The sequence below is a fragment of the Roseateles sp. P5_D6 genome, from assembly GCF_054049415.1.
Genome location: NZ_JBFUMK010000006.1, coordinates 13511 through 36950 on the forward strand (window position 1 = coordinate 13511; position 23440 = coordinate 36950).

The following is a 23440-nucleotide window of genomic DNA, read 5'->3' on the forward strand; positions in this document are numbered from 1 at the left end:
CCTAGGCGAACCGCGAATTTTACGAAGCGGCTGTGGATAAGTCACCCCGTTGAGGCTCATGCGGCAGGGACAATTCCGCCGTTATGGAATGCCGCCCGCATTGCGCCGCCTGCTGCATCGCCCCGTCGATCAGCTCGCCCATCCCCGGCCACCCGAATGGCAAGCCGGCGGGTGTGCGTTGCCTGCAGCTGGACGACGAACTCCGCTGCCGCATTTTTGGGCAGCCCGAGCGCCCCGCCGTCTGCGGCTCGCTGCCGCCGCATGAGGAGATGTGTGGCGAGAACCGCGAGCAGGCCATGCGCTGGCTGGGTTGGATGGAGAAGGAAACGGCGCCCGGCTAGAGTCGGGCCACGCCCGCTCTTTGTCACGCCGCCATGACCGATCTGCAACGCCGCCTGCTACTGTTGTCCTCCGCCGGTCTGGCCCTGCCGAGTTGGGCCGAGACCCCCTGGCCCAGCCGCACCATCCGCCTCGTCGTGCCCTTTGCGCCGGGCGGCAGCAGCGAGATCGTCGCGCGCACCGTCGCCGCCGAGCTGACCAAGTCGCTGGGCCAGACCATGTATGTCGAGAACAAGCCGGGCGGCGCCGGCAATGTCGCCATGGCCGAGGTCGCCCGCGCGGACGACCAGCACACCCTGGTGCTCGGCCACATCGGCACGCTGGCCGTGAACCCCTTCATTTTCGACAAGCTGCCCTATGACCCGGTCAAGGACTTCCGGCCCGTCACGCTGCTGGCCAAGGTGCCCAGTCTCTACGTCGTCCATCCCGACGTGCCCGCCAAGACGCTGCAGGAGTTCGTCGCCTACGCGCGCAAGCGCCCGGGCCAGCTGAACTACGGCTCGGCCGGCAATGGCAGCGCCGGTCACCTGGCGATGGAATACCTGAAGATGGCCGCCAATCTCTTCATGCTGCACGTGCCCTACCGCGGCACCGGCCCGCAGCTGACCGATCTGCTGGGCGCGCGCCTGGAGGCCGCAGCCGTCGGCGCGCCGGCCGTGCTGCAGTTCATCAAGGCTGGCAAGCTGCGCTGCCTGGCCACCGGCTCGCGCGAGCGCCTGCCCCAGCTGCCCGACGTACCGACCGTGGCCGAGCAGGGCTTCCCCGGCTTCGAGATGACGCAGTGGTACGGGCTGCTGGCACCGTCCAGCATGGCGCCGGCCTCGGTCGACAAGCTGGCTGTCGAGGCGGCCAAGGCCATCCGCTCGGTGGGCTCCAAGGAGCGCCTGGGTGCCGACTCTGCTGAGGCTGTCGGCAACACGCCGGCCCAGTTCGCCGCCTTCATCGCCCAGGAGCAGCAGCGCTGGAAGCCCGTCATCCTGCGGGCCAAGGTCAGGCCGGATTGAATCCCGAATGACGACCGTCTCCGACACTCCCATGGAGCGGGAGATGGCACCGACAGCCCCCTAGCAAACAGGTCGTAACCAGTTCATCGGGCTGACCGTTCTCCGTCCCTCCTAGACTGCCGCCGCCGCGCCCGGCGTGGTTGGAAGTTCAGGGAGAAACATGAGATTCGAACGACATCACCGCGGCGCGGTGAAGGCCTGGCATCGTCAACTGCTGGGTGCCGCGGCCCTGCTGGCGTGCATCGCCAGTGCGCAGGCCGCCGTGGCCGAGCTGCGGCCCTATCCGCGGGCCCAGCAGACGGGCCGCTACGACAACCCGCTGGAAGCCGGCGCGCTGCCGATCAGCCCACCCGAGCGTGCCCAGGGCGGCAACCGCACGAGCCGCTGGCGCCTGCCTTACGAGGGCAGTGTCGTCATGACGCAGTACAAGCACGAGGCTGATGACAGCCCCTTGCTGGTGGCCCGCCACTACGCCGGTCAACTGCGCGAGCAGGGCTTCGAGCTGATCACGGTCTGCGACTTCCCCTGCAAGGCGGCCGACGGTGCCGAGGATGCCGCGGTCTACTGGTTCCATGAACTCGACCTGGCCAAGAAGCTGACCTGGCAGGCCTTTGGCGACCGCGGCATGTACCTCATCGCCCATCGCGCCGACGCCGTCGTGGCCATTCGTGTGGGCACGGTGTACGGGGGCTATGCGTCCACCGTCAAGGCGATCAGCGCGCCCAACCTGGATCGCGGGCCGCTGCTCGCTTATGTCGAACGTCAGCGTGCCCCCGTGGCTGATGCACCGCTGCCGTCACCGCCGGGCCGCACGGCAACCAACCCGCCGGCGCCGGCATCAGCGGCCGCAGCCGCGACCAGCCCCTTCGTCAAGGAGGTCGCGCCCGCCGAGCTGAGCGCCTGGCTGCGCAAGACCAAGGGCTGGGTGGTGCTGCAGCTGAGCTCCTACGACCCGGGCTGCATCTACTGCATCCGCGCGAACCCATCGTTCAATGCGCTGGCCCAGAACCAGCAGGCCAAGGGCATCAGCTTCGTGCGGGTGGCCTTCCAGCCCTGGACGTCGGTGAGCCGCAATGACTTCGTCGCCCAGTACGCCGTGCCCGGCCTGCCGATCTACTTCACCTTCCAGGACGGGCAGCTCATGCGTCGCCATCAAGGCAATGCCGACGAGGCGACACTGCGCCAGGCCCTGTTGGACGGTTTGCATTGATCGGCGGTTAGGCTGGCGGCATGACGCCCACAGAAACCGCGCTGCCACCCGCCAGCCTGCTCGCCCGCCTGGCCAAGGAACACGGTGCCTTTGCCGATGCCTACACGCTGAAGGTCCCGCGCGCGGTGACTCTCGCCGAGTTTGTCGAGGCCTTCTACACGACGCGTCTCTTCAAGGTCGAGCGAGCGCTGATTGCGCTGTTCGGCCGCCCGTCCAGTGACGCGATGGCGCGCGCCGTCGCCCGCGGTGAGGGCGCGCGCCTGGCCGTCTGGACCATCGAGGCGCGCACGCCCGACGAGCTGCTGATGCACGAGGACAGCGGCGCCACGCGCTCCTGGTTCAAGGCCGAGGCGGGTGCGATGGGTACGACGCTGTGGTTCGGTTCGGCCGTCGTGCCGCGCCGCCGCGAGCCTGGCGGCGAGCCGCGCTTCGGCCGGGTCTTCCACGCGCTGCTGGGCTTTCACCGCTGGTATTCGCGGGCCTTGCTCAAGGCGGCCGCTCGACGGCTTGGTTAGCGTTCGGTGCCCGGGCCGGTGAGCTTCTCGGTGACGACCTGCCCGGTCGCCATCTCCTCGATCCAGACTTCGCAGCGGTCGGCGGCAATGCGGCCGGCAACGGTGTAGCGCTTGCCGTCCTGCGGCGAGAAGCTCACCTCGCCCACGGTGCGGCAATTCGGGTTCGACATCGCGAGCATCGGCGAGGCGTACTGGGTCGCGGCCTGCAGCCGCACGCGGGACGCGTGCAACGGCAACTCGTTGGTCAGTGACACGGGCGTGACGGTCATGCCGCTGCCCTGACCCGCCCGCGTGCTGGCCATGCTGCTGCTGGACAGACGCCGGTCGTCGACCTGCGTCATCTCGAAGACGTGCAACTGCTGGGGGCTGATGGCCACGACCTTGTCGGCGACATTGGCCGTGGCGCCGCTGTAGTCCGGCGGCGTGGCGGCTTCGAAGGCAGTGAAGCTCTTGAAGCTGGTGCAGCCGGACAGCAACAGCGCCGTGGCCGCCATGGAGACGATGCTTTTCATGCGGTGGGCAGCTTACCGTGCCACCGCCGCCCGCATCGAGCGGGCCACGTAAAGCAGGGCCGCCACCGTCAGCGCGATGCCGACGAGCACGCCCGGCATCACCTGGCCCCAGCGCAGCGCCTCGCCCTTGAGCACGGCCATCATCAGCGTGTTCTGTGCAAGACCTGGCACCCAGTAGTACCAGGCCGCCTCGCCACCCGGGTTGAGCAGGCTGACCATGGGCATCAAGGTGACGGCGGTGATGACCAGCGTGCTGCCCGCCTGGGCCTCCTTGAAGGTCTTGGAGCGGATGGCCAGCGCCATCAGCAGGGCGGACAGGCCCGCCGCAAGCGGGATCTGGATCAGCCAGAAGGCCAGCACCTCGGGCCCGCCAAAGCTGAACTGGGCCTGCAGCACGTCGCTCTTGAGCAGCCACTGCGCCGGCACGAAGCTCAAGGAGGACAGCAGCGCGACGGCCATGCCCAGCAGCGCGACGGCGCCCCACTTGCCGGCCACGATGGCGCCGTGCGGAGCCGGGTTCATCAGCAGCGGCTCCAGCGAGCCACGCTCGCGCTCACCTGCCGTGCTGTCCAGCGCTGCGGTCAACGCGCCGTAGAGCACGGCCATCAGGATGAACATCGGGATGATGCCGGTCAGCCGCGCCGCGCGGGCCTGGGCGCTGGCGAGGTCACGCTCCTGCACGTCCGTGGCTTCGAGCAGTTCGGTGGACACGCCGCGCATCGCCAGGTTGAGCATGGCACGCTCGCGGTTGAAGCCCCAGAGCAGGCTTTTGATGGCGCCTACGCCCGCCTCGGCCCGCTGGTTGGCGCTGTCGCTGACGACCTCCACCGTCGGCGCCTCGCCGGCCAGCAGCTTGGCCTCGAAGTCCTTGGGCACGACGAGCACCGGCTCCAGCAGCGTGGTGGCGCGCAGCCGGGCCTCGTAGTCCTCGGGCGCGGCCTTGAGCGTGTAGGTCTGGCGCTCGATGAAGTTCTTCAGCGTCGGCGCGGTGTCGATGCCGACGGCCAGCACCTCGCGCTTCTCGGCGCGCTCCTCGAGCGAGGCGATCAGGCCCGACAGCGCCATCAGCAGCAGCGGCCCCATCAGCACCGCGGGGACAGCCAGGCGCAGCAGCGTGCGTCGGTCGCGCAGCGCGTCGCTGAGCTCCTTGATGAAAACGATCAGGGCTTGTTTCACGCGGCCACCTCTTCAGGAAATGCGAGCTTGACGAAGGCGTCTTCGAAACGCGATTCGCCGGCCAGTTCCAGCAGCTCCGGCACGCTGCCGCGGGCGACGCTGCGTCCCTTGGACACGACGACGACCTCGTCGCAGAGGTGTTCCACCTCCTGCATGATGTGGGTCGAGAAGACGATGCACTTGGCGCCGCCTTCGGGACTGCGCAGCCAGCGCAGGGCCTCGCGCAGGGCGCGCGTGGCCAGCACGTCCAGGCCGTTGGTGGGCTCGTCGAGCACGATGTTGGCGGGGTCGTGCACCAGCGCGCGGGCCAGCGCTGTCTTCATGCGCTCGCCCTGGCTGAAGCCGTCGGCGCGGCGGTCCAGGATGTCGCCCATGTCGAGCAGCTTGGCGAGGTCCTCGGCACGCGCGTTCGCGGCATCGGGGCTCATGCCCTGCAGGCGGCCGAAGTAGACGATGTTCTCGCGCGCCGACAGGCGGGGGTAGAGGCCGTGCGCATCGCCGAGGATGCCCATGCGCGACAACGCCTTCAGCGGCGCGTCCTTCACGGCGATGCCGTCGACGCTGATGGCGCCCGCATCTGGCGGGAACAAGCCGGCCAGCATGCGCAGCGTCGTTGTCTTGCCCGCGCCATTGGCGCCCAGCAGGCCGGTGATGCGGCCGTTGGCGGCCTTGACGCTGACGCCCTGCACCGCATGCACGACGCGTTTGCCGTCCTTGGAGTTTCGGCGCTTGAAGAGCCTGCCACCGCTCTGGGCGATGAACTGCTTGTGAACGTCCTGGATGTCGATCATTGGGCCGCCCCTCCGTGGACGGGCTGAGCGGGCTGAACGGGCTGGAAGGCGACAGGGCGTGGGATGCGGGTGGCGCAGGCGGCGTCCTGGGGCAGGGCGGCCGCGTCCTGCTTGGCGTCGATGAAGCGGAACATCAGGTCACGCATGCAACCCACGGCCATGACGCCGTGGCCCGCCTCGGCGACCACAACGTGCTGCACGCGCTCCGGATGGCCAGCTCCCAGGGCCATGGCGACATGCTCGCCATGGCGTGGCGGCGTGGCCGGGTCGGCGCCGCCGCTCAGCACGAGGACCGGGCTGGGCGCGGGTGGGATCTTGTAGAAGTCGGCCGCCACGTCGCCGCGCGGCCAGGTCTTGCAGATGCGGGCATACATCTCGGCATCGACGGTGCGGAAGTCCGCGCCCGGCGCGTCCTTGGCCTCGGCGATGCGGGGCGCGTCCTCCGCACACATGACCGAGAAGTGCATGCCCATGGCCAGGCGCATCGAGGGGCTGGAGCCGAAGGCCGTCGTCAGGCCGAAGAGGGAGGCGAAGTTGCCGTCGCTGGCCGCTGCGTGGATGGCGGCGGGCAAGGCGGCCGCCAGGGCTGGCTGGTAGAGCGGTCCGCGCACGGAACGCATCACCAGGTCGCGGTCCACGGTGAAGCGCTCGGGCACGCCGGTCAGCGGTTGCTGCACATTGACCTGGCGCGGCAGCGAGGCCAGCAGCTTCTGCCAGTCGGCGCGCAGCTCGGGGTGGGTCTTGGCGTGGGCCTCGAAGAGCTTGTCCAGCGCCGCCTGGCCATCGGTCGAGAAACTGGCCGGCAGGATCATGTCCGGCGGCGCGACGCCGTCGATGACGGTGCGGCGGACCTTGGCGGGGAACAGGCGCAGGTACTCCACCGCGGCGCGCGTGCCGTAGCTGGCGCCGACGAGGTTCCACTGTGGCACCCCCAGCTGCTCGCGCACGGCGTCCATGTCCTGCATGGCGATGGTCGTCGTGAAGAAGCGCAGGCCGCCGTTTTGGCCATAGGGCAGCTTCTCCAGCCCGGCGCGGCATTCGTCGATGCGGCGCATCTGGGCGCTGGGCTCGAGCTGCTCGGCGACGGAGAGCTTGCTGTCGTCGGGGCAGTCCAGCGGCGCCGATTGGCCGGTGCCGCGCTGGTCGATGAAAACCAGGTCGCGGCGGTTGTTCAGCCTGGACAGGCGCGGCAGCACGCGCGCGGCCACCTTGATCGCGCTCTGGCCAGGCCCGCCGGCCAGCAGCAGCACCGCGTCGGGCTGCTTGTTGCGCGCCAGCGCTGGAACCACGAGGTAGTGGATGTCCACCTTCACGCCGTCCGGCCGGGCTGGGTCCAGCGGGCGCTGCAGGCTGCCGCATTGCAGCTCGTTGGGGATGCCGTCGATGCGGCAGGGCTTGAGCGGCCCCGCGGCCGCCACCGTGCACAGGCCGGCCATCGTCAGCAGGGCCAGCAGGCGTCCTCGCCAATCACGCATGCCAATCTCTTCTTGTCGTTGCAGTGGCAAGCAGTATCCGGCCCGGGCGGCGGCATGGGGCAATGGGCCGGGATGAGTGGCGGTAGCAGCCGCGCGAGCGGCGGGAAAGCGCGCGTGGGTGGCTTCAGCCCCGGCCCACGCTGGCGACAACAWGGCGCGCCAGGGCCGCCGTCGCATCGACGACCGGCAGGCCGCAGGCTGCGGCGTCCAGCACGATGGGGATCTCCGTGCAGGCCAGCACGAGGACGGCCGCGCCGCGCTGGCGCAATGCGCGAGCCGCGTCGGCCAGCAGGGCCTGGCCGTCCTGCAGCCGGCCGGCCTTGACGGCCTCGATGCCGGGCATGACGCGCTCCAGCATTTCGGCGGCGGTCGGCAGCAGCCACTGCACCGGCGGCGCGTCGGCCAGGCGGCGGTTGATATACAGGCCCGAGGCGGTGGTCGCGTCGGTGGCCAGCAGGCCGATGCGGGCCTCGGGCCCGGCCAGGTCCAGCGCCTCGCGCAGCGCCGCGTCGACGAGGTGGAGCATGGGCCGCTGCAGCTGGGCCTGGACCTCGTCGAACCACAGATGGGCGGTGTTGCAGGGCATGACGATGAGGTCGGCGCCGGCCGACGTCAGCCGCCGGCCGCTGGCGACGATGGCCTCCAGCGGCGAGTCGCCCAAGCCCCGGAAGGCGGCGGTGCGGTCGGGGATCTGCGGCAGGCAGCTGACGATCATCGGCACGTGGTCCTGATCGCGCGCGGCCGATGTGGCGTCCAGCACCTTGCGCATGAAGTCGACCGTGGCCAGCGGGCCCATGCCGCCCAGCACGCCGATGACGTTCATGTCAGTTGTCCATTCCGCGGTCGTGGCACCCGCGACGCATGAAGGATTCTTCGGGCCGAGCGCCGGGCCGCCCCAAGCCGGCCCGGTGGGCGATGTGCTTGCGGCTCGACGCCGCAAGAATCGCCGTCCCCCTGGGGGACCGACTGGGCTTGCCCGCGTTCAGCGCGGCAAGACTGGGCGAGGGGCGTACTTTCACTTCAGACGGCCGGCTTGTCGGACAGCTGCTTGAGGTTGTCGCGCAGCTCCGGGCTCATGGGCGCGTTCAGGTTGATGCCGCGCGGCGCGATGGGCGACTGGAACCACTTCTTGTACAGCGCCTCGAACTCGCCGCTCTTCATCAGCCCGGCCACGGTGTCGTCGACGAGCTTCTTGAAGGCCGGGTCGTCCTTGCGCAGCATGATGGCGTAGGGTTCGACCTGCAGCGCCTCGCCGACGATGGCCAGCGAGGCTGGGTCCTGGGCGCTGGCGCGCAGGCCGAACAGCAGGATGTCGTCCATGCCGAAGGCGTCCGCGCGGCCTTGCTGCACGAGCAGGGCCGATTCGGCATGGTCCTTGGCTCCCAGCAGCTCAAAGCCCAGGTCGCGCTCGACGTTGAACCTGCGCAGCACCTGGACGTTGGTGGTGCCCGAGGTCGAGACGACCTTGCGCCCCTTCAGGTCAGCGAAACCCTGCACCGATGAGCCGGCCTTCACGAGCAGCCGTGTGCCGGTGTAGAAGTAGTTGATCGAGAACGCGACCTGCTTGTTGCGCGCGCTGTTGTTGGTCGTCGAGCCGCATTCGATGTCGATGGTGCCGTTGGTCAGCAGCGGGATGCGGTTCTGCGAGGTCACGGCCTGCGCGGCCACCTTCAGGTCGGCGCGGCCGGTGGCCTTCTTCACCTGCTCGACGACCTTGGCGCAGATCTCCCAGCCAAAGCCGGTGGGCTTGGCGTCTTCGCCGAGGTAGGAGAAGGGAATGGACGACTCGCGGTAGGCGAGCGTGATCGTGCCCGAGGCCTTCACCTTGTCGAGCGTGCCGGGTTCGGCGTGGGCGCACAGGCCTGTCAGGCACGTCAGGCCGGCTAGGGTGGCGGCAGCGGCGGAATGCTTCATGAAGTCCTCCATGGCGGGGTGTTGATCGATGGGCTGGATGCTAGGAAAACCGGCCCCGGCCGTGCATCGCGTTTGACCGCCATCTCATCAGCTGACCTAATGAAGGCCGCCATGAGGATCAAGCACGTCGAAGTTTTCCACGCCGTCATGCTGACCGGCAGCGTCGGCGCCGCCGCCAAGCTGCTGCACGTGACCCAGCCCGCCGTCACGCAGACGCTGCAGCACGCAGAGCTGCAGCTTGGCTACGCGCTGTTCACGCGCCAGAAGCGCCGCCTGGTGCCCACGCGTGAAGCCCAGGCCCTCTACCCCGAGGTGCAGGCGCTGATGCTGCAGCTGGAGTCGCTGCGCCGCATGGCCTCGGCGCTGCGGCAGGACCAGGACCACCCCTTGCGCATCCTCATCGTGCCGTCGCTCGCGGTGCGTGCGCTGCCGGACGCGCTGCGCATCTTCCGCAAGGCGCATGCGGGCATGCCGGTGTCGGTGCGCACGCTGCACTCCAACGATATCGCCCGCGCGATGGCGCTGCAGGAGGGCGATGTCGGCATCGTCTACGGCAAGCTGCCGCATCCGGCGCTGCAGGACGAATTCGTCGCGGCGGGGCGGCTGGTCTGCGTGTCCGCGCGCAAGACGCCGGCCGACAAGCGCACGACGGTGACGATGCAGGAGGTGCTGCGCGAGCCCTTCATCCGCATCGACGAGCGCGACCCGCTGGGCGCCGTGCTGGCCGATCACTGGTCACGCCTGGGCCTGGTCGCCAAGGCCGGCATGACGGTGCAGACGCACCATATCGCCATGGTCATGGCCGAGCAGGGCTTCGGCCCCGCCATCATCGACTCCTTCACTGCCCAGGCCGCCACGGGCGAGGGCCTGCACGTGCGCACCCTGCTGCCCGAAGTGCCGGTGGAGGTGCACGCCGTGCAGCCACAGGGCGTGCGCTCGCCGCGCGCCGTGGCGGACTTCATCGCCGCCTTTCGCACGGTCATCACGGCCTGACGCGGCCGTGGCGGCGTATGCTGGGCCGCAATCCCTCAGCCCGCCGGAACGCCAGCCATGACCCTCTGCCCGATCGCTGCCGTAGTCGGCTGCGCCAAGTGCCCGGCCTTCCGGGTCTGCCCACTCAAGACGGTCATCGGCGATGTGGCCAAGACGCCGCCCCCGCCGGCCAAGGCGCGCAAAAAATGATGCCTGAAGTCGCGGGCATGGCTTAGATTCCCATCCCACGACGGCGACCGTGCCGCAACGAAAGGCTGAGCGTGCAGACACTCGACGAGATGCGTGACCGTTGCCTGCTGACTGCCGAGCAGCATGCGGAGATCGGTGCCTGGGTCAGCCAGGCGCGCACCCCCGAGGCCATCCTGGCCATGCCCGAAGGGCTGTGGCGCACGCTGGAACTGGCCAGCGTGCTGATGGACGTGGACGCCGACCTGCGGCGCGACCCGCTGCTGTCCGATTCCTAGCGGTCAGGCCTTGCTGGTTGGCTTCATCAGCCCCTGGCAGGCCGACCTGGCCTTGGCATCGGCGGCATCCAGCTTGCCGCAGACGCCGTCGAGCTGGGCCTTGAGCCGGCCCACGGCGGCGGCTTGCACCGGGCTCTGGTTCCACGCGCCCAGCAGGGTCGCCACCTTTTTCAATGAACGCTCGCTGCGTTCGTAGAAGGCGCCGGGGTCCTTGTCTGCCTCGGTAAAGAGCTGGGCCGCCGCCTTCTCGATGCGCGGCGTGTCCTCGGGCGACAGCTCGACCAGCGCGCCGAGGTAGGTCGTGCCCCATTGCAGGCGCGTGGCCGGGCCCTCGCTCTTGTTGAAGGCCTCCTCGTACCAGCGCAGCGCGTCGGCCTTGCGGCCCTGTTTCTTCGCGTTGCCGCCGAGCTGGCTCATCAGGTAGTAGGGCGAGTGGCTGCGCGCCAGGGCTGACTTCAGCAGCTCGTCACTCTCCTTCCACAGGCCGGCGCGGCCGAGCAGGTGGGCGGCCTCGGTGACGACGGCCTGGCGCTCGTAGCCGTCGGTGATCTCGCGGTTGGCGCGGCTTGCCTGTTCGCGCGCCTCGGCCAGCAGCGCGGCGGGGATGTTCTTCGGGTTCGGGTCGTCCTTGGGCGAGTCCAGCCGAGCCAGATCGATGCGGCCCTGCAGCGCGTTCAGGCGGTCGGCGCGGGACAACGTGGCGTCTTCGTTGAGGCGTTTCAACGCCGCATCGAACTCGGCGACGAGGGCGTTGCGCGCCTCGCCGGGTTGCGGGGCGAGCGCCTTGACCAGGTCGGGCGCCTCGTTGGTCAGCACGTCCATGTGGGCACGGGATTGGGCTGCGTCCGCCAGCACGGCGCGCAGACGTGGCAGCTGTGTGGGATCGGCCGGCTTGCCCTCGGCCATCGCGCCGATGGACTTCAGCCACAGCCGCGTCGTCGTCTCGGCATCGGCGCCTTCGCTGGCCTTGGCCAATTGGGACAGCGTCGCCGGGCGCTGCGCCACCGGCAGCAGTTGTTGCTCGTCGGTCTCCCAGCCATAGAAGCCCAGCAGCCGCCATTCATTGGCCGACAGCTTCTTGCCCGTGGATTTTGAATTGAGGGCATCGGCCAGCACCGCCTTCACCGGGCGGCCGCTGGACAGGCCGAGCTGCAGCACCTTCATGACCTGGGCCGCATCGGCCTCGCCCGGCAGGCGGGTGATCTCGCTGCCGGCCGGGTTGAACAGGATCAGCGTCGGGTAGCCGCGTACCTTGAAGCGTGTGCCGAGCTTTTGCGCACCGGGCGCATCGCCGTCGATGCCCACGGCGACGAAAGCCTTGCTCTGCTCGATGAAGTCGGCGCGGTTGAACAGCGTCGCCTTGAGCTGGTTGCACGGCGGGCACCACTTGGCGCCCCAGTACAGCAGCACCGGCTTCTTCTCGGCCTTGGCCTGGACGAAGTAGCGGTCGATGTCGGCATCGGCCGCGGCGGCTTGCCAGGACACGCCCGGGCCGGTGGCGGCGTGGGCAGGGGCCCAGCTCAGGGTCAGGGCCAGCGCAAGCGTCGAGAAGAGGGGTAGCAGCTTCATGGCAGGCGACGAGAAGGGGTGGCGCAATTGTCCTAGGCTTTGCGACAGGCCATGCGCGTTCGCCGAATGGGCTTATGAGCTGGCCGCATCAGTCATGGCCAGCGCCGCTCAGGGCGACCCGAGCACGCGGCAGGCGAGGTCGGTGTCCATGTACTCGGTCACCTCCTTGAGCCGGCCGGCCTGCAGGCGGAACACCATGCAGTAGTGGTTGTTGTAGGCCTCGCCCGCGTGGGTCTGCACCTCGCCCTGGCATTGCACGACGACATGGTCGCCCTCAGCGATGAAGCGCTGGGCGCGGCTGCGGTAGCGCGTCGCAAAGCGCTGGAACAGCGGCTGCAGCAACTGCCCGCGCACCACGTCGCGGCCGGCCCAGCGGCGCGACCAGGGAGAGACGCCGGCGATGGTCCAGCTGAAGTCCTCGTCCATGGCGGCAACGAAGGGGGCGCCGTCGCCATCGGCCAGGGCGGCGTAGATGGATTGCAGCAGGGCCTTGTTGGCAGTGGGCGTGTCGATATCGGTCATGGCTTGATTCCGGGGTTGAGGGGCTTGAGCGGATCACGCGCCGGGCGTTGGCCGGTGGCGATCCAGTCGTCGTAGAAAGCCAGCTTCTGGTCCAGCGCGGTCAGGGCCTCCTGCCAGCGCGAGATCGTCGCCAGCACGTCGGCGCGGTGGGCGGCGAGCATGCCGCGGCGCGCCGCCAGGCTCTTGCGGCCCTGGGTGACCAACTCGGTGTAGCGGCGCATCTCGGCGATGGACATGCCGGTGATGCGCAGGCGTTCCATCAGCTCGAGCCAGGCGACGTGCTGCTCGCGGTAGCGCCGCCGGCCGCCGGCGTCCCGTGCCACGCCGGGCACCAGGCCCTGGGCCTCGTACCAGCGGATCGCGTGGACAGATTTGCCGCAGCGCGCCGCCAGGGCGCCAATCAGCAGCAGGGGCGGGTCGGCCAGGGCTGTCATGTGGCCATTGGACGACCTAGAGTGCGCTCTAAGTCAAGCGCCATCGTCATGAGCACACCGCCACTCGACCTCGCCCTCCAACGCCTGCGTTCCGCGGCCCGCCCGGATCAGCTCGAAGGCATGGCGCGCTTCGGCCTGACCGGCGAGGGGCGCCTGGGCCTGGCCGTGCCGACGCTGCGCGCGCTGGCCCGCGAGTTCAAGCGCGACCACGGGCTGGCCCTGGCGTTGTGGGACACCGGCATCCCCGATGCCCAGATCCTGGCCGGCATGGTGGCCGAGCCGGCGAAGTTCACTCTGAAGCAGATGGACCATTGGGTCGCCGACATGCGCGCCTGGGATGTCTGCGACCAGGCCTGCACCAATGCCTTCGTCAAGAGTCCGCTGGCCTGGGATGCGATCCCGCGCTGGGCGGCGCGCGAGCCCGAGTTCGAGAAACGCGCCGGCTTCACGCTGCTGGCGGTGGCCGCGGTGCATCAGAAGCAGCGGCCGGATGCCGACTTCATCGCCCGCCTGCCGCTCATCGAAGCCGCGGCTGATGACGAACGCAACTTCGTCAAGAAGGCCGTCAACTGGGCGCTGCGGCAGATCGGAAAACGCAGCAAGGCGCTACGTGAGCCTGCGCTCACTGTGGCGGAGCGGCTGTGCCAGCGTGATGAGAAATCGGCGCGCTGGATAGGCACCGACGCACGCCGCGAGCTCAGCCGGGGCGCTGGCTAGCTGCCGAGCTGCTCTTCGATGGAGCGCGTCTTCTCGTTGGGCGTGTCGCCGCTGTGCAGCGTCGTCTTGCGCTCGATCAGCATCAACAGGCACTCCTCCTCGGCGACCGGGCAGTGCTCCACGCCGCGCGGCACGACGAACATCTGCCCGGCTTCCAGCGTCACGGGGCCGTTGCGCAACTCGATCCGCAGCCGGCCGCGCAGGATGTGGAAGAGCTCGTCCTCGTCGGGGTGGCGGTGCCAGCCGAAAGTCCCCTGCACCTTGGCGACCTTGACGTAGTTGTCATCGAAGGCGCCGACGACGCGTGGCGACCAGAACTCGGTCAGGCTGGCGGCGACGTCGACAGGGCTGACAGCGACGTGAGCGGAGGCGGGGGCGTTGGACATGGCGCGGGCATCGGCGAAGAGAGGGGGGCGCCAGCGTAGCCCGACGGCGCTGGCCGTGACCGTGAGGGGACAACGACTGGGTCATAAATCGACTCTGACCCCAGTTTTGCTCCCTCTTTGGTGGGAGAGCCGGGGGATGTGCCGGGGTGGTCTCCCCCCTCGCTCCACCCTCCGGGTGATGTCCCCAAAAGGGCTGGGCGCCGATGCTGACGGCATGGCGTTGAACACCACGCCGAGCCTTCAGATCACGGAGCCCTCACCATGCAATTCTTCAGCTCGTCGCAGTCGCCCTGGTCCAACTCCAAGCTGCCCGTGGCCATGCCCGCCCGGTCACGCACCGGGGTGGCAGGCGGCAAGCCGGAAATCTGCGGCTGGTATGACTCCAGCTTCGACCTGGCCACCGGCCTGGAAGTCTGCGAGCAGGACAACGACACGCTGTACCAGCTCTGGCAACTCTCCCAGAACTAAAGCGTGCAGGCCAGCTGGGTGCCTTGCAGGATGGCGCGCTTGGCGTCCAGTTCGCCCGCCTCCAGCGCGCCGCCGATCAGGTGGACGTTGACGCCAGCGGCCTTCAAGGGCGCCTCGAGTTCGCGCAGCGGCTCCTGGCCGGCGCACAGCACGATGGTGTCCGCCTCGATCAGCTGGGCATCAGCCCGCTTCTCGCCATAGCTGACCCACAGGCCCTCGGGCGTGATCTGCTCGTAGTTGACGCTGGCCAGCATGTCGACGTTCTTCATCTTCAGCGCCGCGCGGTGGATCCAGCCGGTCGTCTTGCCCAGGCCCGCGCCGGGCTTGCCGGCCTTGCGCTGCAGCAGCGTGATCTGGCGGGTGGGCGCCTCGGGAGCCGGCCGCAGCAGACCGGCACGCACCTGTTCCGGATCGCCCACGCCCCAGTGGCGGCGCCAGGCCGCCGGGTCCAGCGTCAGCGAATGGCCGGCTTCCAGCAGGTATTCGGCCACGTCGAAGCCGATGCCGCCCGCGCCAACGATGGCCACGCGCCCGCCCACCGGCTTGCCGTGCCTCAGCACATCGATATAGCTCAGCACCTGGCCGCGCGCCTGGCCTTCGTCCTGGCCCTTGATGCGCGGGTTGCGCGCGCTCACGCCGGTGGCCAGCAGCACCTCGTCAAAGCCCTTCAGGTCTTCGGCCGAGGCCCGACAGTTCAGCTTCAGTTCGACGCCGGTGATCTCGATGCGGCGGCGGAAATAGCGCAGCGTCTCGCTGAACTCCTCCTTGCCCGGAATGCGCTTGGCCATGTTGAACTGGCCACCGATCTCTGCCGCCGCGTCGAACAGCGTCACCGCATGGCCGCGCTCGGCCAACGTCGTCGCCGCGGCCAGGCCTGCGGGGCCGGCGCCGACGACAGCAATGCGCTTCTTCGCGCCATTCACCGGCTTGATCACGATCTCCTGCTCGTAGGCCGCCCGTGGGTTGACGAGGCAGGTCGAGATCTTCTGCGCGAAGGYGTGGTCCAGGCAGGCCTGGTTGCAGGCRATGCAGGTGTTGATCTCGTCCGCCCTGCCCTGGCGCGCCTTCTTGACGAACTCGGCATCGGCCAGGAAGGGCCGGGCCATCGACACCATGTCGGCGCTGCCATCGGCCAGCACGCCTTCGGCCACCTCGGGCGTGTTGATGCGGTTGCTGGTGATCAGCGGCGTCGCGATGCCTTCCTCGCGCAGCTTGGCGCGAAGCTTTGCCGTCACCCAGGCAAAGCCCGCGCGCGGCACGCTGGTGGCGATGGTCGGGATGCGCGCCTCGTGCCAGCCGATGCCGGTGTTGATGAGAGTGGCGCCGCCCTTGGCGACGCGCCGACCCAACTCCACCACCTCCTCCCAGCTGCTGCCGCCCGGCACCAGGTCCAGCATGGACAGGCGGTAGATGATGATGAAGTCCGGCCCGACGGCCTCGCGCATGCGCGCCAGGATCTCCAGCGGCAGGCGCATGCGGTTCTCGTAGCTGCCGCCCCAGTCGTCGGTGCGCTGGTTGGTGTGTTCCACCAGGAACTGGTTGATGAAGTAACCCTCGGAGCCCATCACCTCCACGCCGTCGTAGCCGGCCTCGCGGGCCAGCTTCGCGCAGCGGATGAAGGCACGGATCTGGCGCTCGATGCCACGCGAGCTGAGCTCACGTGGCGTGAACGGGCTGATCGGGCTCTGGATACGCGACGGCGCCACGCACAGCGGCGAATAACCATAGCGGCCGGTGTGCAGGATCTGCAGCGCGATCTTGCCGCCCTCGGCATGCACGGCGTCGGTGATGATCTTGTGGCGCCGCGCCGCGCCCGAGGTGGCCAGCGTGCCCGCGAAGGGCTTGGCCCAGCCTTCGATATTGGGCGCGAAGCCGCCGGTGACGATCAGGCCCACCTCGCCACGGGCCCGTTCGGCGAAGAACACCGCCATGCGCTCGAAATGCTTGCGCCCATCCTCCAGCCCGGTGTGCATGCTGCCCATCAGCACGCGGTTCTTCAGCGTCGTGAAGCCGAGGTCCAGGGGCGCGAGCAGATGGGGATAGTTCATGGCGGCGGATGCTAACCAGCGACACCCCCCAAGAATTGGAGTGCTCTCCTCACCTCAGCATTGGGGCAGACCCTCATCTCAGCAACAGTTCTTCACCCACCGCTAGATGGTGGAAATCGTGACATCCTCGGCTTGAGTTCTAATCGCGATCCGCGTTCTTGGCCGCACTCTTGTCGATGAGTGCCCGGCGGTTTGGTTTTTTCGGAGAGTTCTCGATGCGATTCACCCCCTGGGCCACCCGGCTGGTCCTGACGCTGAGCCTGTCGGCCACTGCTTTCCTGACCGCCTGCGGCGGCGGTGGCGGCGGCAGCAGCGATACGCAGGTCCGCCTGCTCAACGCCACGCGTTCCTACAGCGCACTGTCGTTGTCGGTCAACGATGTCAAGATCAATACCGGTGTGGCTTATGCGAGCGTGGGCGAGTACGCCAAGGTCGACACCGCCAACACCGCGACCAAGGTGCTGGCCGACCCCGTGGGTACCAGTGTGTCGGCCCTGACGCCCACGCTGACTTCGGGCACCAACTACACCTTCATCACCTACGGCTTCGCCGGCGCCATCCGCACGACGCTGCTGCAAGAGGCTGAGACGGCGCCCGCCGCCAGCAGCGCCAAGCTGCTGGTGCTGAACCTGGCCCCCGATGCCGGCGCGATGGACGTCTACGTGACGACTGCCACCGACGACATCAACTCCGCCACCGCGCTGACGACCAACCTGCAGGGCGGCGCCGGCAGCGGTTACATCACGCTCAACTCGGGCACCTTCCGCGTGCGCGTGACCGGCTACAACAAGCGCACCGACCTGCGCCTGGACATCCCGGCCGTCACGCTCGACTCGGCCAGCGTCAACACGCTGATCCTGACGGCCTCCGATGGCGGCGTGCTCGTCAATGGCATCACGGTGGTCCAGAAGGGCGCCGTCAAGAACTTCGCCAACACCCAGAGCCGCGTGCGCACTGTCGCCGCCCTCACCGCGGGTGGCACGGTGGGCTCGTCCCTCAACGGCCAGCAGATGTTCAGCAGCGCCATCAGCCCGCTGATCAGCGACTACGTGACGACCGCCTCGGGCGCCAGCACGCTGTCCACCCAGGTCAACGGCGCCCCGGTCAGCTTCACGGCCCCGACCCTGGCCGCCGGCAAGGACTACACCTTGCTGGTCTGGGGTGACGCCGCCGCGCCCAAGATGTCGGTGCTGGACGACGACAACCGCCTGCCCACCGTCAACGGCAACGTGAAGATCCGCTTGGTCAACGCCCTCGCCGCCCAGACCTCGGGCGTGTCGGTGAACGTCGACTTCAGCGCCATCGCGTCCAATGTGCTGCCCGGCACGGCCTCGGTGCCCAACAGCATCTCGTCGACGACGGCTTCGCAGGTGGACGTGACGGTGCCGACGACGTCCTCGTCGATCTACACCAACGCTGCGCTGGCCTTCCCCGCAAACAGCGTGTGGACCTTCTTCGCGGTGCCCACCACGACGACGCCCGGCACGGCGACCTCGCCGGTGCCCTTCATGAGCGCCCTGCCCAAGCGCGAGCGCCCGTAAGCTCTCCCCTTGCATAAAGCCCCCGCGGCCACCGGCCCCGGGGGCTTTTTACTTTTCGGCGCTTTCCGGCCCGCGCGAAGATGGCGCCATGTCCGCGCCGACCCGCCTTCACCTGCAGCGCCTGCGCCTGCTCTGGCGCAGCGCCGGCTGGCCCAGCCAGGACCTCGTCGAAGTCGAGCTGCTGGCCGCGGGCTGGGTCGAGCGCCTGCAGGAGCCGGGCGGCCGCGAGCGCCTGCGTGTGACCGACACAGGCGTCGCGCTGATCGCCGATTCACTGACCCGAAACCGCACCGCCCGCGACGCCCACGAGACCCTGGTCGAGCGCGTTGCCCTCGAGATGCAGCGTGCCGGCCGCATCGCCTGGCGCGGCCTCACGCTGCGCGCCGGGCTGCCCGGCGAAGAGGGCAAGACGCTCTGGGTCAATGCCATGCCCGACGTCTATTCCATCCGCCACAGTACGGTTGAGGACTACCTCGAACCCGCCATCCACGAGATCAAGGTCAGCCGCGCCGACCTGCTAGGCGAGCTGCGCCGCCCGGCCAAGTCCGCGGCCTATCGGGCCCTGTGCGGCCAGTGCTGGTTCGTCATCAAGGCCGGCATCGCGGTGCCCGAGGAGATCCCGCCCGACTACGGCGTGCTGATCGGCCATGGCAGCCACCTCGAGCTCGCGCGGCCGGCGCCCAAGCGCGCTTGCAAGCCCGACTTCGCGACCTGGATGGCGCTGGCGCGCGCGACGCCGCTGGCGCCACCGGAAGACCCCCAGTCCCACCTGGCTTGAGGCCTGCCCATCATCCCGCCAAGAGAGGGAGGCGCCCATGATGCGCGGATTGACGGAGGGGCTGGCCGTCCTGCGGGATAGCCGGTTGGGCGCTCGCCAGGAAAGCCCGCCCGGCGCGGCCCTCTACGGCCCACAATCCGCTTCATCCCCAACGGCCAGATGACCCGATGGCGACTGCCAAGAACACCGTCCCGACCGACGACAGCAGCGAGGCCCGAGGTGCAGCGCGGCCCGAGGTGCACATGGCCGATTGCTGGGCGCTCGCCGCGCGGATAGCGCTCAAGGAATGGTGTTCATGAGCGGCACCCTGCTCGACACGAACTGCCCGCGCTGCGGCGGTGGCTTCGAGTGCGGCGCGGCATCGGGCCCGGCCGGCCACTGCGCCTGCTTCGGCATCCGGCTGACCGAGAGATTGCGCACCCAGCTCATTGAACAATACAGCGGCTGCCTGTGCCTGACCTGCCTGCGCGAGCTGATCGAGGCCGACGGGCGCCGTCACCCCGTGATCGGCTCGGCCAAGGCCTCGGGCTGACCGGCAGCGGCCACCTCGGCCAGATAGCCCGCCAGCCGGGCCGTGTCGCAATGCACCGTCAACGCGCTGACGCGCCCCCAGCGCAGCTCGAACTCATGCATGCCGCGGTTGCTGCCCTCGCGGCCGCCGGGCAGCTGGAAACGGTCGCGCCAGGTCACGACGGCGCGCGTGCGCCAGGGCCAGCCGCTGACCCAGACGCCGTCCACCTCGAAGCGCAGACCCGGTAGCAGGCGCTGCAGGCGTGAATACCAGCGCGTCGTCGCGGCCAGGTCACGGCGCTCGCCACCCAGCGCGTGGTTGCCAACCATGCTGTGGCAATGCTGCGCCGCGAACTGGCCCGGAATGCCCTCATAGCGCCCCGCGTTCAGTGCCGCAAAGGCCGCCAGCAGCTTGCGTTTGACGATGGCGTGGTACATGGCCGCTCTCCTTCTTGAGCCGTCAAGCTGCGCGCACATCGCATGATCTTGACGGTGTAAAGATTAAGCCAGTATCCACCTTGATCTTGCTGGTGGCAAGATGCGGTGCATGACCAAGGCTGCGCCGACCCGACCGCCCTCCGGCAAAGACGAAACCAAGCCAGTGCGTGCGCCGCGGGCCGCGAAGGTCGCGGGCCAGCTCGCCGCCGACCGCCCGCCGCGCCCGCGTGCGAAAGCGGCTGGTGCCTATCACCACGGTGAGCTGCGCGAGGCGCTGCTGGACGCGGCTGAGGCCCTGCTGGCCCAGCGCGGCGCAGCGGCGCTGAGCCTGCGCGACGTGGCCCGTGGCGCCGGCGTCTCGCATGCGGCGCCCTATCACCACTTTGCCGGCCTGCCCGAGCTGCTGGCCACACTGGCGGCGCGCAGCTTCGAGCAGCTGGGTGCGGCCATGCAGGCGGGCGTCGACGCCCACCCGGCCGACGCGCGCGAGCAGCTTTTGGCCATCGCCACCGCCTATGTCGACTTCGCCCGGCGCCGGCCGGCGCGCTTTCGCCTCATGTTCGGCCCCGTGCTCGCGTCGCGCCAGCAACATCCGGGCCTGGATCGCGCGGCGGAGGCGTCGTTCCGCGTGCTGCTGGACGCAGCCACCCGCTTCGACGCGTCGGCTGGCCCGCTGATCGCGCTGACGGGATGGAGCCTGGCCCATGGCCTGTCACATCTGAGCCTGGACGCGGCCTTCGCCGGCTTGCCTTTGCCCGGCCCGCTCCCGGAGCCGGTGGAACTGATGAGACTGATGTGTGCAATGGTGTTAGCCCCTCGACCAGCCTCGCTGCGCTGAACGCGCGCGACCTGGTCGGTCCCCCGCGGGGACGGTGATGCTCGCGGCATTGAGCCGCGAGCACATCACCAAGCGGGCCGGCTCGGGAGCGGCCCAGCGCTCGGCCCGAACACGCCGTCGTTCGATGGGCGAGGCATGATCGGTCTCCCATGACCGCCCTCGACCGCCTCGCCCCACCCCTCTTCATCTTCATCTGGGCCACCGGCTACATCGTTGCCAAGCTGGCCGCGCCTTATGCCGACCCGCTGACCTTCCTGAGCTGGCGCTATGCCGGCGTGGTCGCGCTGATGCTGGGCCTGGCTTTTGCCGCGCGGGCGCCGTGGCCGTCGCGCCGCGACATGGCCCATCTGGCCATCGCCGGCCTGGGCATCCAGGCGCTTTACCTCGGCGGCGTCTGGGTCTCCATCCGCCAGGGCCTGCCGGCTGGCACGGCGGCGCTGATCGTCAACCTGCAGCCGGTGCTGGTGGCCGCCCTGGCGCCGCTGATCGGCGAGCGCGTCGCACCGCGGCAATGGGCCGGCGTGGCCCTGGGGCTGGCCGGCGTCGTCCTCGTCATCTGGCACAAGCTCAACCTGGGCACGAGCTACGGCCCGCCGCTGCTGCTGTGCCTGATGGCCCTGCTCGCCATCACCGGCGGCACGCTGTACCAAAAGCGCTTCGTGCCGCAGTTCGACCTGCGCACCGGTCAGGTCGTGCAGTTCGTGGCGGCTCTGGCCGTCACCTGGCCCCTGGCCTGGTGGCTGGAGCCGATGCGCATTGAATGGAACGTCCAGGTACTGGTCGCCATGGCCTGGAGCATCCTCGTGTTGACGGCCGGCGGCATCAGCCTGATGTTCTACATGCTGCGCCATGGCCGCGTGACGGCGGTGTCAAGCACCATGTATCTGGTGCCCTCTGTCACCTCGGTGATGGCGTGGTTGCTGTTCGGCGAGACACTCGGCGCACAAGCCATCGCCGGCATGGGTGTGACGCTGCTCGGCGTCTATCTCGTCGTCGCGCAGAGGAAAACGGAGACGCCCGCATGACCCCCCGAGCACATCACAAGTTCTGGCCCGTCCGCGTGGCGCATGCCATCGAGCCGCCGGCCACGGCCCTGCCCGACAACCTGGCAGTCAGTGCGCGCCGCTTCCCGCATCGGCCGGCGCTGGTCTTTCTGGGCCAGACGACCACCTACGCCGAACTGGCTGCCCAGGTGGCACAGCTGGCGGCGTGGCTGGCCGAGCGGGGCATCAAGCGGGGTGACCGCGTGCTGGTGGGCCTGCAGAACTGCCCGCAGCTCGTCATCGCGCACTACGCCGTGCTGAGCGCGAACGCCGTCGTCGTGCCCGTCAACCCGATGAACAAGGCGGCGGAGATCAAGCATCTGATCGAGGACAGCGGCGCCGTGCTCGCCATCACCAGCGCCGACCTGAGCGCCGAGTGGCTGTCGGCCGGGATGGCGGCCCAGGATCTGCTCGTCACCCGACTGGCGGAGGTGCTGCCCGGCGGGCATTCCGATGGCGCTGGCCTGCCCACGGGTTGGGCCGACTGGCTCAACACCGACATCGCCCTGCCCGCCGGCACCACCGCTTGGGCCGACGCGCTCGCCTGCACGGCCGCGCCGCCAGCGCTGGAGGTGGGCGCCGACGACCTCGCGCTGCTGCCCTACACCAGTGGCACGACGGGCCATCCCAAGGGCTGCATGCACAAGCACCGCAGCCTGCAGCACAACATCTTTGCCGGCGGCCTGTGGGCCAATGTCAGCCACGAGGACGTGGTGCTCGGCGTCGTGCCGATGTTCCACATCACCGGCATGGTCGTCATCATGCACGGCACGCTGGCGGCCGGCGCCTGTCTGGTGCTGATGCCCCGCTGGCAGCGCGAGTACGCCGCCCGCCTCATCAAGGAGCACCACGTCACGCGCTGGACCAACATCCCCACCATGGTCATCGACCTGCTGGCCAGCCCGCAGGTGGACAGCTTCGACCTGAGCAGCATGGTCACGATCGGCGGCGGCGGCGCGTCCATGCCGCAGGCCATTGCCGAGCGGCTGTGGCAGCGCTGGGGCCTGCGCTACATGGAAGGCTATGGCCTGACCGAGACCGCCGCGCCCAGCCACAGCAACCCCTACGACTCACCCAAGCAGCAATGCCTGGGCGTGCCCTACATCAGCTGCGACGCGCGCGTCGTCGACCCCGACACGCTCAAGGAGCTGCCGCCCGGTGAGGCCGGCGAAATCATCGTCCACGGCCCCATGGTCTTCGACGGCTACTGGCGCCGCCCCGACGCGACCGCGGCTGCCTTCATCGAGTTCGAGGGCAAGCGCTTCTTTCGCACTGGCGACATCGGCTATGCCGACGCCGATGGCTATTTCTTCATGACCGACCGCCTCAAGCGCATGATCAATGCGAGCGGCTTCAAGGTCTGGCCGAGCGAGGTCGAGAACCTGATGCATGCCCACCCGGGCATTGCCGAGGCCTGCATCATCTCGGCGCCCGACGCCTATCGCGGCGAGACCGTCAAGGCGGTGGTCGTCAAGCGCGCCGGCCATGAGTCACTGACAGCCGACGAGCTGCGCGACTGGTGCCGCGCCAACATGGCCGCCTACAAGGTGCCGGCCCTGATCGAGTTCATGGACAGCCTGCCCAAGAGCGGCGCCGGCAAGGTCATGTGGCGGGCGTTGCAGGAGCGCGAGAAGACGCGTGGGGGCTGATCCGCTTGCGCGTCAGCCCTGTGCCGGGCTTTTACCTAGCCTGCGCGGCAGCGGCGCCTAGGCATTTCGCCCCATGAGCGTTGGCATGCCTTAGACCCAGACTGAA

28 protein-coding genes are annotated in these 23440 nt (G+C 69.2%); 16 read left to right on the plus strand and 12 right to left on the minus strand.

What is annotated here, in order from left to right:
* The first annotated feature begins 83 nt into the window (after nt 1-83).
* From ACXJKM_RS09415 to ACXJKM_RS09430, 4 genes are all read left to right on the plus strand, one after another.
* Complete coding sequence (locus tag ACXJKM_RS09415; RefSeq protein WP_457324040.1) at nt 84-341, plus strand: YkgJ family cysteine cluster protein; 258 nt, start codon at nt 84-86, stop codon at nt 339-341.
* A gap of 33 nt (nt 342-374) precedes the next feature.
* On the plus strand, nt 375-1343 hold the full coding sequence (locus tag ACXJKM_RS09420; protein ID WP_457351900.1) for a Bug family tripartite tricarboxylate transporter substrate binding protein: 969 nt from the start codon (nt 375-377) through the stop codon (nt 1341-1343).
* Nucleotides 1344-1503: 160 nt separating this feature from the next.
* Complete coding sequence (locus ACXJKM_RS09425) at nt 1504-2553, plus strand: TlpA family protein disulfide reductase (RefSeq protein WP_457351902.1); 1050 nt, start codon at nt 1504-1506, stop codon at nt 2551-2553.
* Nucleotides 2554-2573: 20 nt separating this feature from the next.
* A complete protein-coding gene (locus tag ACXJKM_RS09430) occupies nt 2574-3068 on the plus strand; it encodes a hypothetical protein (RefSeq protein WP_457351904.1) in 495 nt (164 codons plus the stop codon).
* On the opposite strand, the gene ACXJKM_RS09435 is transcribed toward ACXJKM_RS09430, so the two are convergent.
* The 6 genes from ACXJKM_RS09435 to ACXJKM_RS09460 form a co-directional block, all read right to left on the minus strand.
* Nucleotides 3065-3580, minus strand: coding sequence for a hypothetical protein (locus tag ACXJKM_RS09435; RefSeq protein ID WP_457321015.1), 516 nt, complete (start codon nt 3578-3580; stop codon nt 3065-3067). The two genes, ACXJKM_RS09430 and ACXJKM_RS09435, sit on opposite strands and share 4 nt — an antisense overlap.
* Before the next feature lie 12 nt (nt 3581-3592).
* On the minus strand, nt 3593-4756 hold the full coding sequence (locus tag ACXJKM_RS09440; RefSeq protein ID WP_457321016.1) for an ABC transporter permease: 1164 nt from the start codon (nt 4754-4756) through the stop codon (nt 3593-3595).
* Nucleotides 4753-5547 carry an ABC transporter ATP-binding protein gene (locus tag ACXJKM_RS09445; RefSeq protein ID WP_457321018.1) on the minus strand — a complete coding sequence of 265 codons (795 nt, stop codon included), beginning with the start codon at nt 5545-5547 and terminating at the stop codon, nt 4753-4755. Before ACXJKM_RS09445 ends, ACXJKM_RS09440 begins: the two co-directional genes overlap by 4 nt.
* On the minus strand, nt 5544-7022 hold the full coding sequence (locus ACXJKM_RS09450; RefSeq protein ID WP_457351906.1) for an alpha/beta fold hydrolase: 1479 nt from the start codon (nt 7020-7022) through the stop codon (nt 5544-5546). The genes ACXJKM_RS09445 and ACXJKM_RS09450 overlap by 4 nt, the downstream gene beginning before the upstream one ends.
* A 124-nt stretch (nt 7023-7146) precedes the next feature.
* On the minus strand, nt 7147-7845 hold the full coding sequence (gene cuyB / locus ACXJKM_RS09455) for a cysteate racemase (protein ID WP_457351908.1): 699 nt from the start codon (nt 7843-7845) through the stop codon (nt 7147-7149).
* A 197-nt stretch (nt 7846-8042) separates the two neighbouring features.
* Nucleotides 8043-8936: an amino acid ABC transporter substrate-binding protein gene (locus ACXJKM_RS09460; protein WP_457351910.1), complete on the minus strand. Its 894-nt coding sequence runs from the start codon at nt 8934-8936 to the stop codon at nt 8043-8045.
* 111 nt (nt 8937-9047) lie between these two features.
* Here ACXJKM_RS09460 and ACXJKM_RS09465 point away from each other — a divergent pair, with 111 nt between their 5' ends.
* The 3 genes from ACXJKM_RS09465 to ACXJKM_RS09475 all read left to right on the plus strand — a co-directional run bounded on the left by ACXJKM_RS09465 (nt 9048) and on the right by ACXJKM_RS09475 (nt 10393).
* Nucleotides 9048-9929, plus strand: coding sequence for a LysR family transcriptional regulator (locus ACXJKM_RS09465; protein WP_457351912.1), 882 nt, complete (start codon nt 9048-9050; stop codon nt 9927-9929).
* Between the two features lie 57 nt (nt 9930-9986).
* On the plus strand, nt 9987-10118 hold the full coding sequence (locus tag ACXJKM_RS09470; protein WP_268795217.1) for a hypothetical protein: 132 nt from the start codon (nt 9987-9989) through the stop codon (nt 10116-10118).
* 71 nt (nt 10119-10189) lie between these two features.
* The gene (locus tag ACXJKM_RS09475) at nt 10190-10393 is read left to right on the plus strand and encodes a hypothetical protein (protein ID WP_056190902.1); all 204 of its coding nucleotides are present in this window, start codon (nt 10190-10192) and stop codon (nt 10391-10393) included.
* Between the two features lie 3 nt (nt 10394-10396).
* Here the strand turns inward: ACXJKM_RS09475 and ACXJKM_RS09480 are convergent, their stop codons facing one another.
* The 3 genes from ACXJKM_RS09480 to ACXJKM_RS09490 form a co-directional block, all read right to left on the minus strand.
* The gene (locus ACXJKM_RS09480; protein ID WP_457351914.1) at nt 10397-11962 is read right to left on the minus strand and encodes a thioredoxin family protein; all 1566 of its coding nucleotides are present in this window, start codon (nt 11960-11962) and stop codon (nt 10397-10399) included.
* 108 nt (nt 11963-12070) lie between these two features.
* Nucleotides 12071-12484: a nuclear transport factor 2 family protein gene (locus tag ACXJKM_RS09485; RefSeq protein ID WP_457351916.1), complete on the minus strand. Its 414-nt coding sequence runs from the start codon at nt 12482-12484 to the stop codon at nt 12071-12073.
* Nucleotides 12481-12918 carry a MerR family transcriptional regulator gene (locus ACXJKM_RS09490; protein WP_457351918.1) on the minus strand — a complete coding sequence of 146 codons (438 nt, stop codon included), beginning with the start codon at nt 12916-12918 and terminating at the stop codon, nt 12481-12483. Before ACXJKM_RS09490 ends, ACXJKM_RS09485 begins: the two co-directional genes overlap by 4 nt.
* Nucleotides 12919-12966: 48 nt before the next feature.
* Here ACXJKM_RS09490 and ACXJKM_RS09495 point away from each other — a divergent pair, with 48 nt between their 5' ends.
* Complete coding sequence (locus ACXJKM_RS09495) at nt 12967-13635, plus strand: DNA alkylation repair protein (RefSeq protein ID WP_457351920.1); 669 nt, start codon at nt 12967-12969, stop codon at nt 13633-13635.
* On the opposite strand, the gene ACXJKM_RS09500 is transcribed toward ACXJKM_RS09495, so the two are convergent.
* The gene (locus tag ACXJKM_RS09500) at nt 13632-14021 is read right to left on the minus strand and encodes a cupin domain-containing protein (protein ID WP_457351921.1); all 390 of its coding nucleotides are present in this window, start codon (nt 14019-14021) and stop codon (nt 13632-13634) included. The two genes, ACXJKM_RS09495 and ACXJKM_RS09500, sit on opposite strands and share 4 nt — an antisense overlap.
* A 261-nt stretch (nt 14022-14282) precedes the next feature.
* On the opposite strand from ACXJKM_RS09500, the gene ACXJKM_RS09505 reads away from it, so the two are divergent.
* Nucleotides 14283-14489, plus strand: coding sequence for a hypothetical protein (locus ACXJKM_RS09505; protein WP_457351923.1), 207 nt, complete (start codon nt 14283-14285; stop codon nt 14487-14489).
* Here the strand turns inward: ACXJKM_RS09505 and ACXJKM_RS09510 are convergent.
* The gene (locus ACXJKM_RS09510) at nt 14486-16537 is read right to left on the minus strand and encodes an oxidoreductase (protein ID WP_457351925.1); all 2052 of its coding nucleotides are present in this window, start codon (nt 16535-16537) and stop codon (nt 14486-14488) included. The genes ACXJKM_RS09505 and ACXJKM_RS09510 overlap by 4 nt on opposite strands.
* A gap of 215 nt (nt 16538-16752) precedes the next feature.
* Between ACXJKM_RS09510 and ACXJKM_RS09515 the strand changes: the two genes are divergently transcribed.
* The 4 genes from ACXJKM_RS09515 to ACXJKM_RS09530 all read left to right on the plus strand — a co-directional run bounded on the left by ACXJKM_RS09515 (nt 16753) and on the right by ACXJKM_RS09530 (nt 19388).
* Nucleotides 16753-18078 carry a DUF4397 domain-containing protein gene (locus tag ACXJKM_RS09515; protein ID WP_056190891.1) on the plus strand — a complete coding sequence of 442 codons (1326 nt, stop codon included), beginning with the start codon at nt 16753-16755 and terminating at the stop codon, nt 18076-18078.
* An 88-nt stretch (nt 18079-18166) separates the two neighbouring features.
* Nucleotides 18167-18856, plus strand: a complete 690-nt coding sequence (locus tag ACXJKM_RS09520) for a hypothetical protein (protein WP_457351927.1) — start codon at nt 18167-18169, stop codon at nt 18854-18856.
* A gap of 167 nt (nt 18857-19023) precedes the next feature.
* Nucleotides 19024-19155 carry a hypothetical protein gene (locus ACXJKM_RS09525; protein ID WP_457351929.1) on the plus strand — a complete coding sequence of 44 codons (132 nt, stop codon included), beginning with the start codon at nt 19024-19026 and terminating at the stop codon, nt 19153-19155.
* Nucleotides 19152-19388 carry a cysteine-rich CWC family protein gene (locus ACXJKM_RS09530; RefSeq protein WP_457321048.1) on the plus strand — a complete coding sequence of 79 codons (237 nt, stop codon included), beginning with the start codon at nt 19152-19154 and terminating at the stop codon, nt 19386-19388. Before ACXJKM_RS09525 ends, ACXJKM_RS09530 begins: the two co-directional genes overlap by 4 nt.
* Here ACXJKM_RS09530 and ACXJKM_RS09535 read toward each other — a convergent pair.
* Entirely contained in the window at nt 19352-19804 is a 453-nt protein-coding gene (locus tag ACXJKM_RS09535) for a nuclear transport factor 2 family protein (RefSeq protein ID WP_457351931.1), read from the minus strand. The two genes, ACXJKM_RS09530 and ACXJKM_RS09535, sit on opposite strands and share 37 nt — an antisense overlap.
* 109 nt (nt 19805-19913) lie before the next feature.
* Here ACXJKM_RS09535 and ACXJKM_RS09540 point away from each other — a divergent pair, with 109 nt between their 5' ends.
* The 3 genes from ACXJKM_RS09540 to ACXJKM_RS09550 all read left to right on the plus strand — a co-directional run bounded on the left by ACXJKM_RS09540 (nt 19914) and on the right by ACXJKM_RS09550 (nt 23334).
* Entirely contained in the window at nt 19914-20642 is a 729-nt protein-coding gene (locus tag ACXJKM_RS09540) for a TetR/AcrR family transcriptional regulator (RefSeq protein WP_457351933.1), read from the plus strand.
* A 149-nt stretch (nt 20643-20791) separates the two neighbouring features.
* Nucleotides 20792-21667, plus strand: coding sequence for a DMT family transporter (locus ACXJKM_RS09545; protein ID WP_457351935.1), 876 nt, complete (start codon nt 20792-20794; stop codon nt 21665-21667).
* Nucleotides 21664-23334 (plus strand): long-chain-fatty-acid--CoA ligase, encoded by a 1671-nt coding sequence (locus ACXJKM_RS09550; protein WP_457351936.1) that lies wholly within the window; start codon nt 21664-21666, stop codon nt 23332-23334. Before ACXJKM_RS09545 ends, ACXJKM_RS09550 begins: the two co-directional genes overlap by 4 nt.
* The last annotated feature ends 106 nt before the right edge of the window (nt 23335-23440 follow it).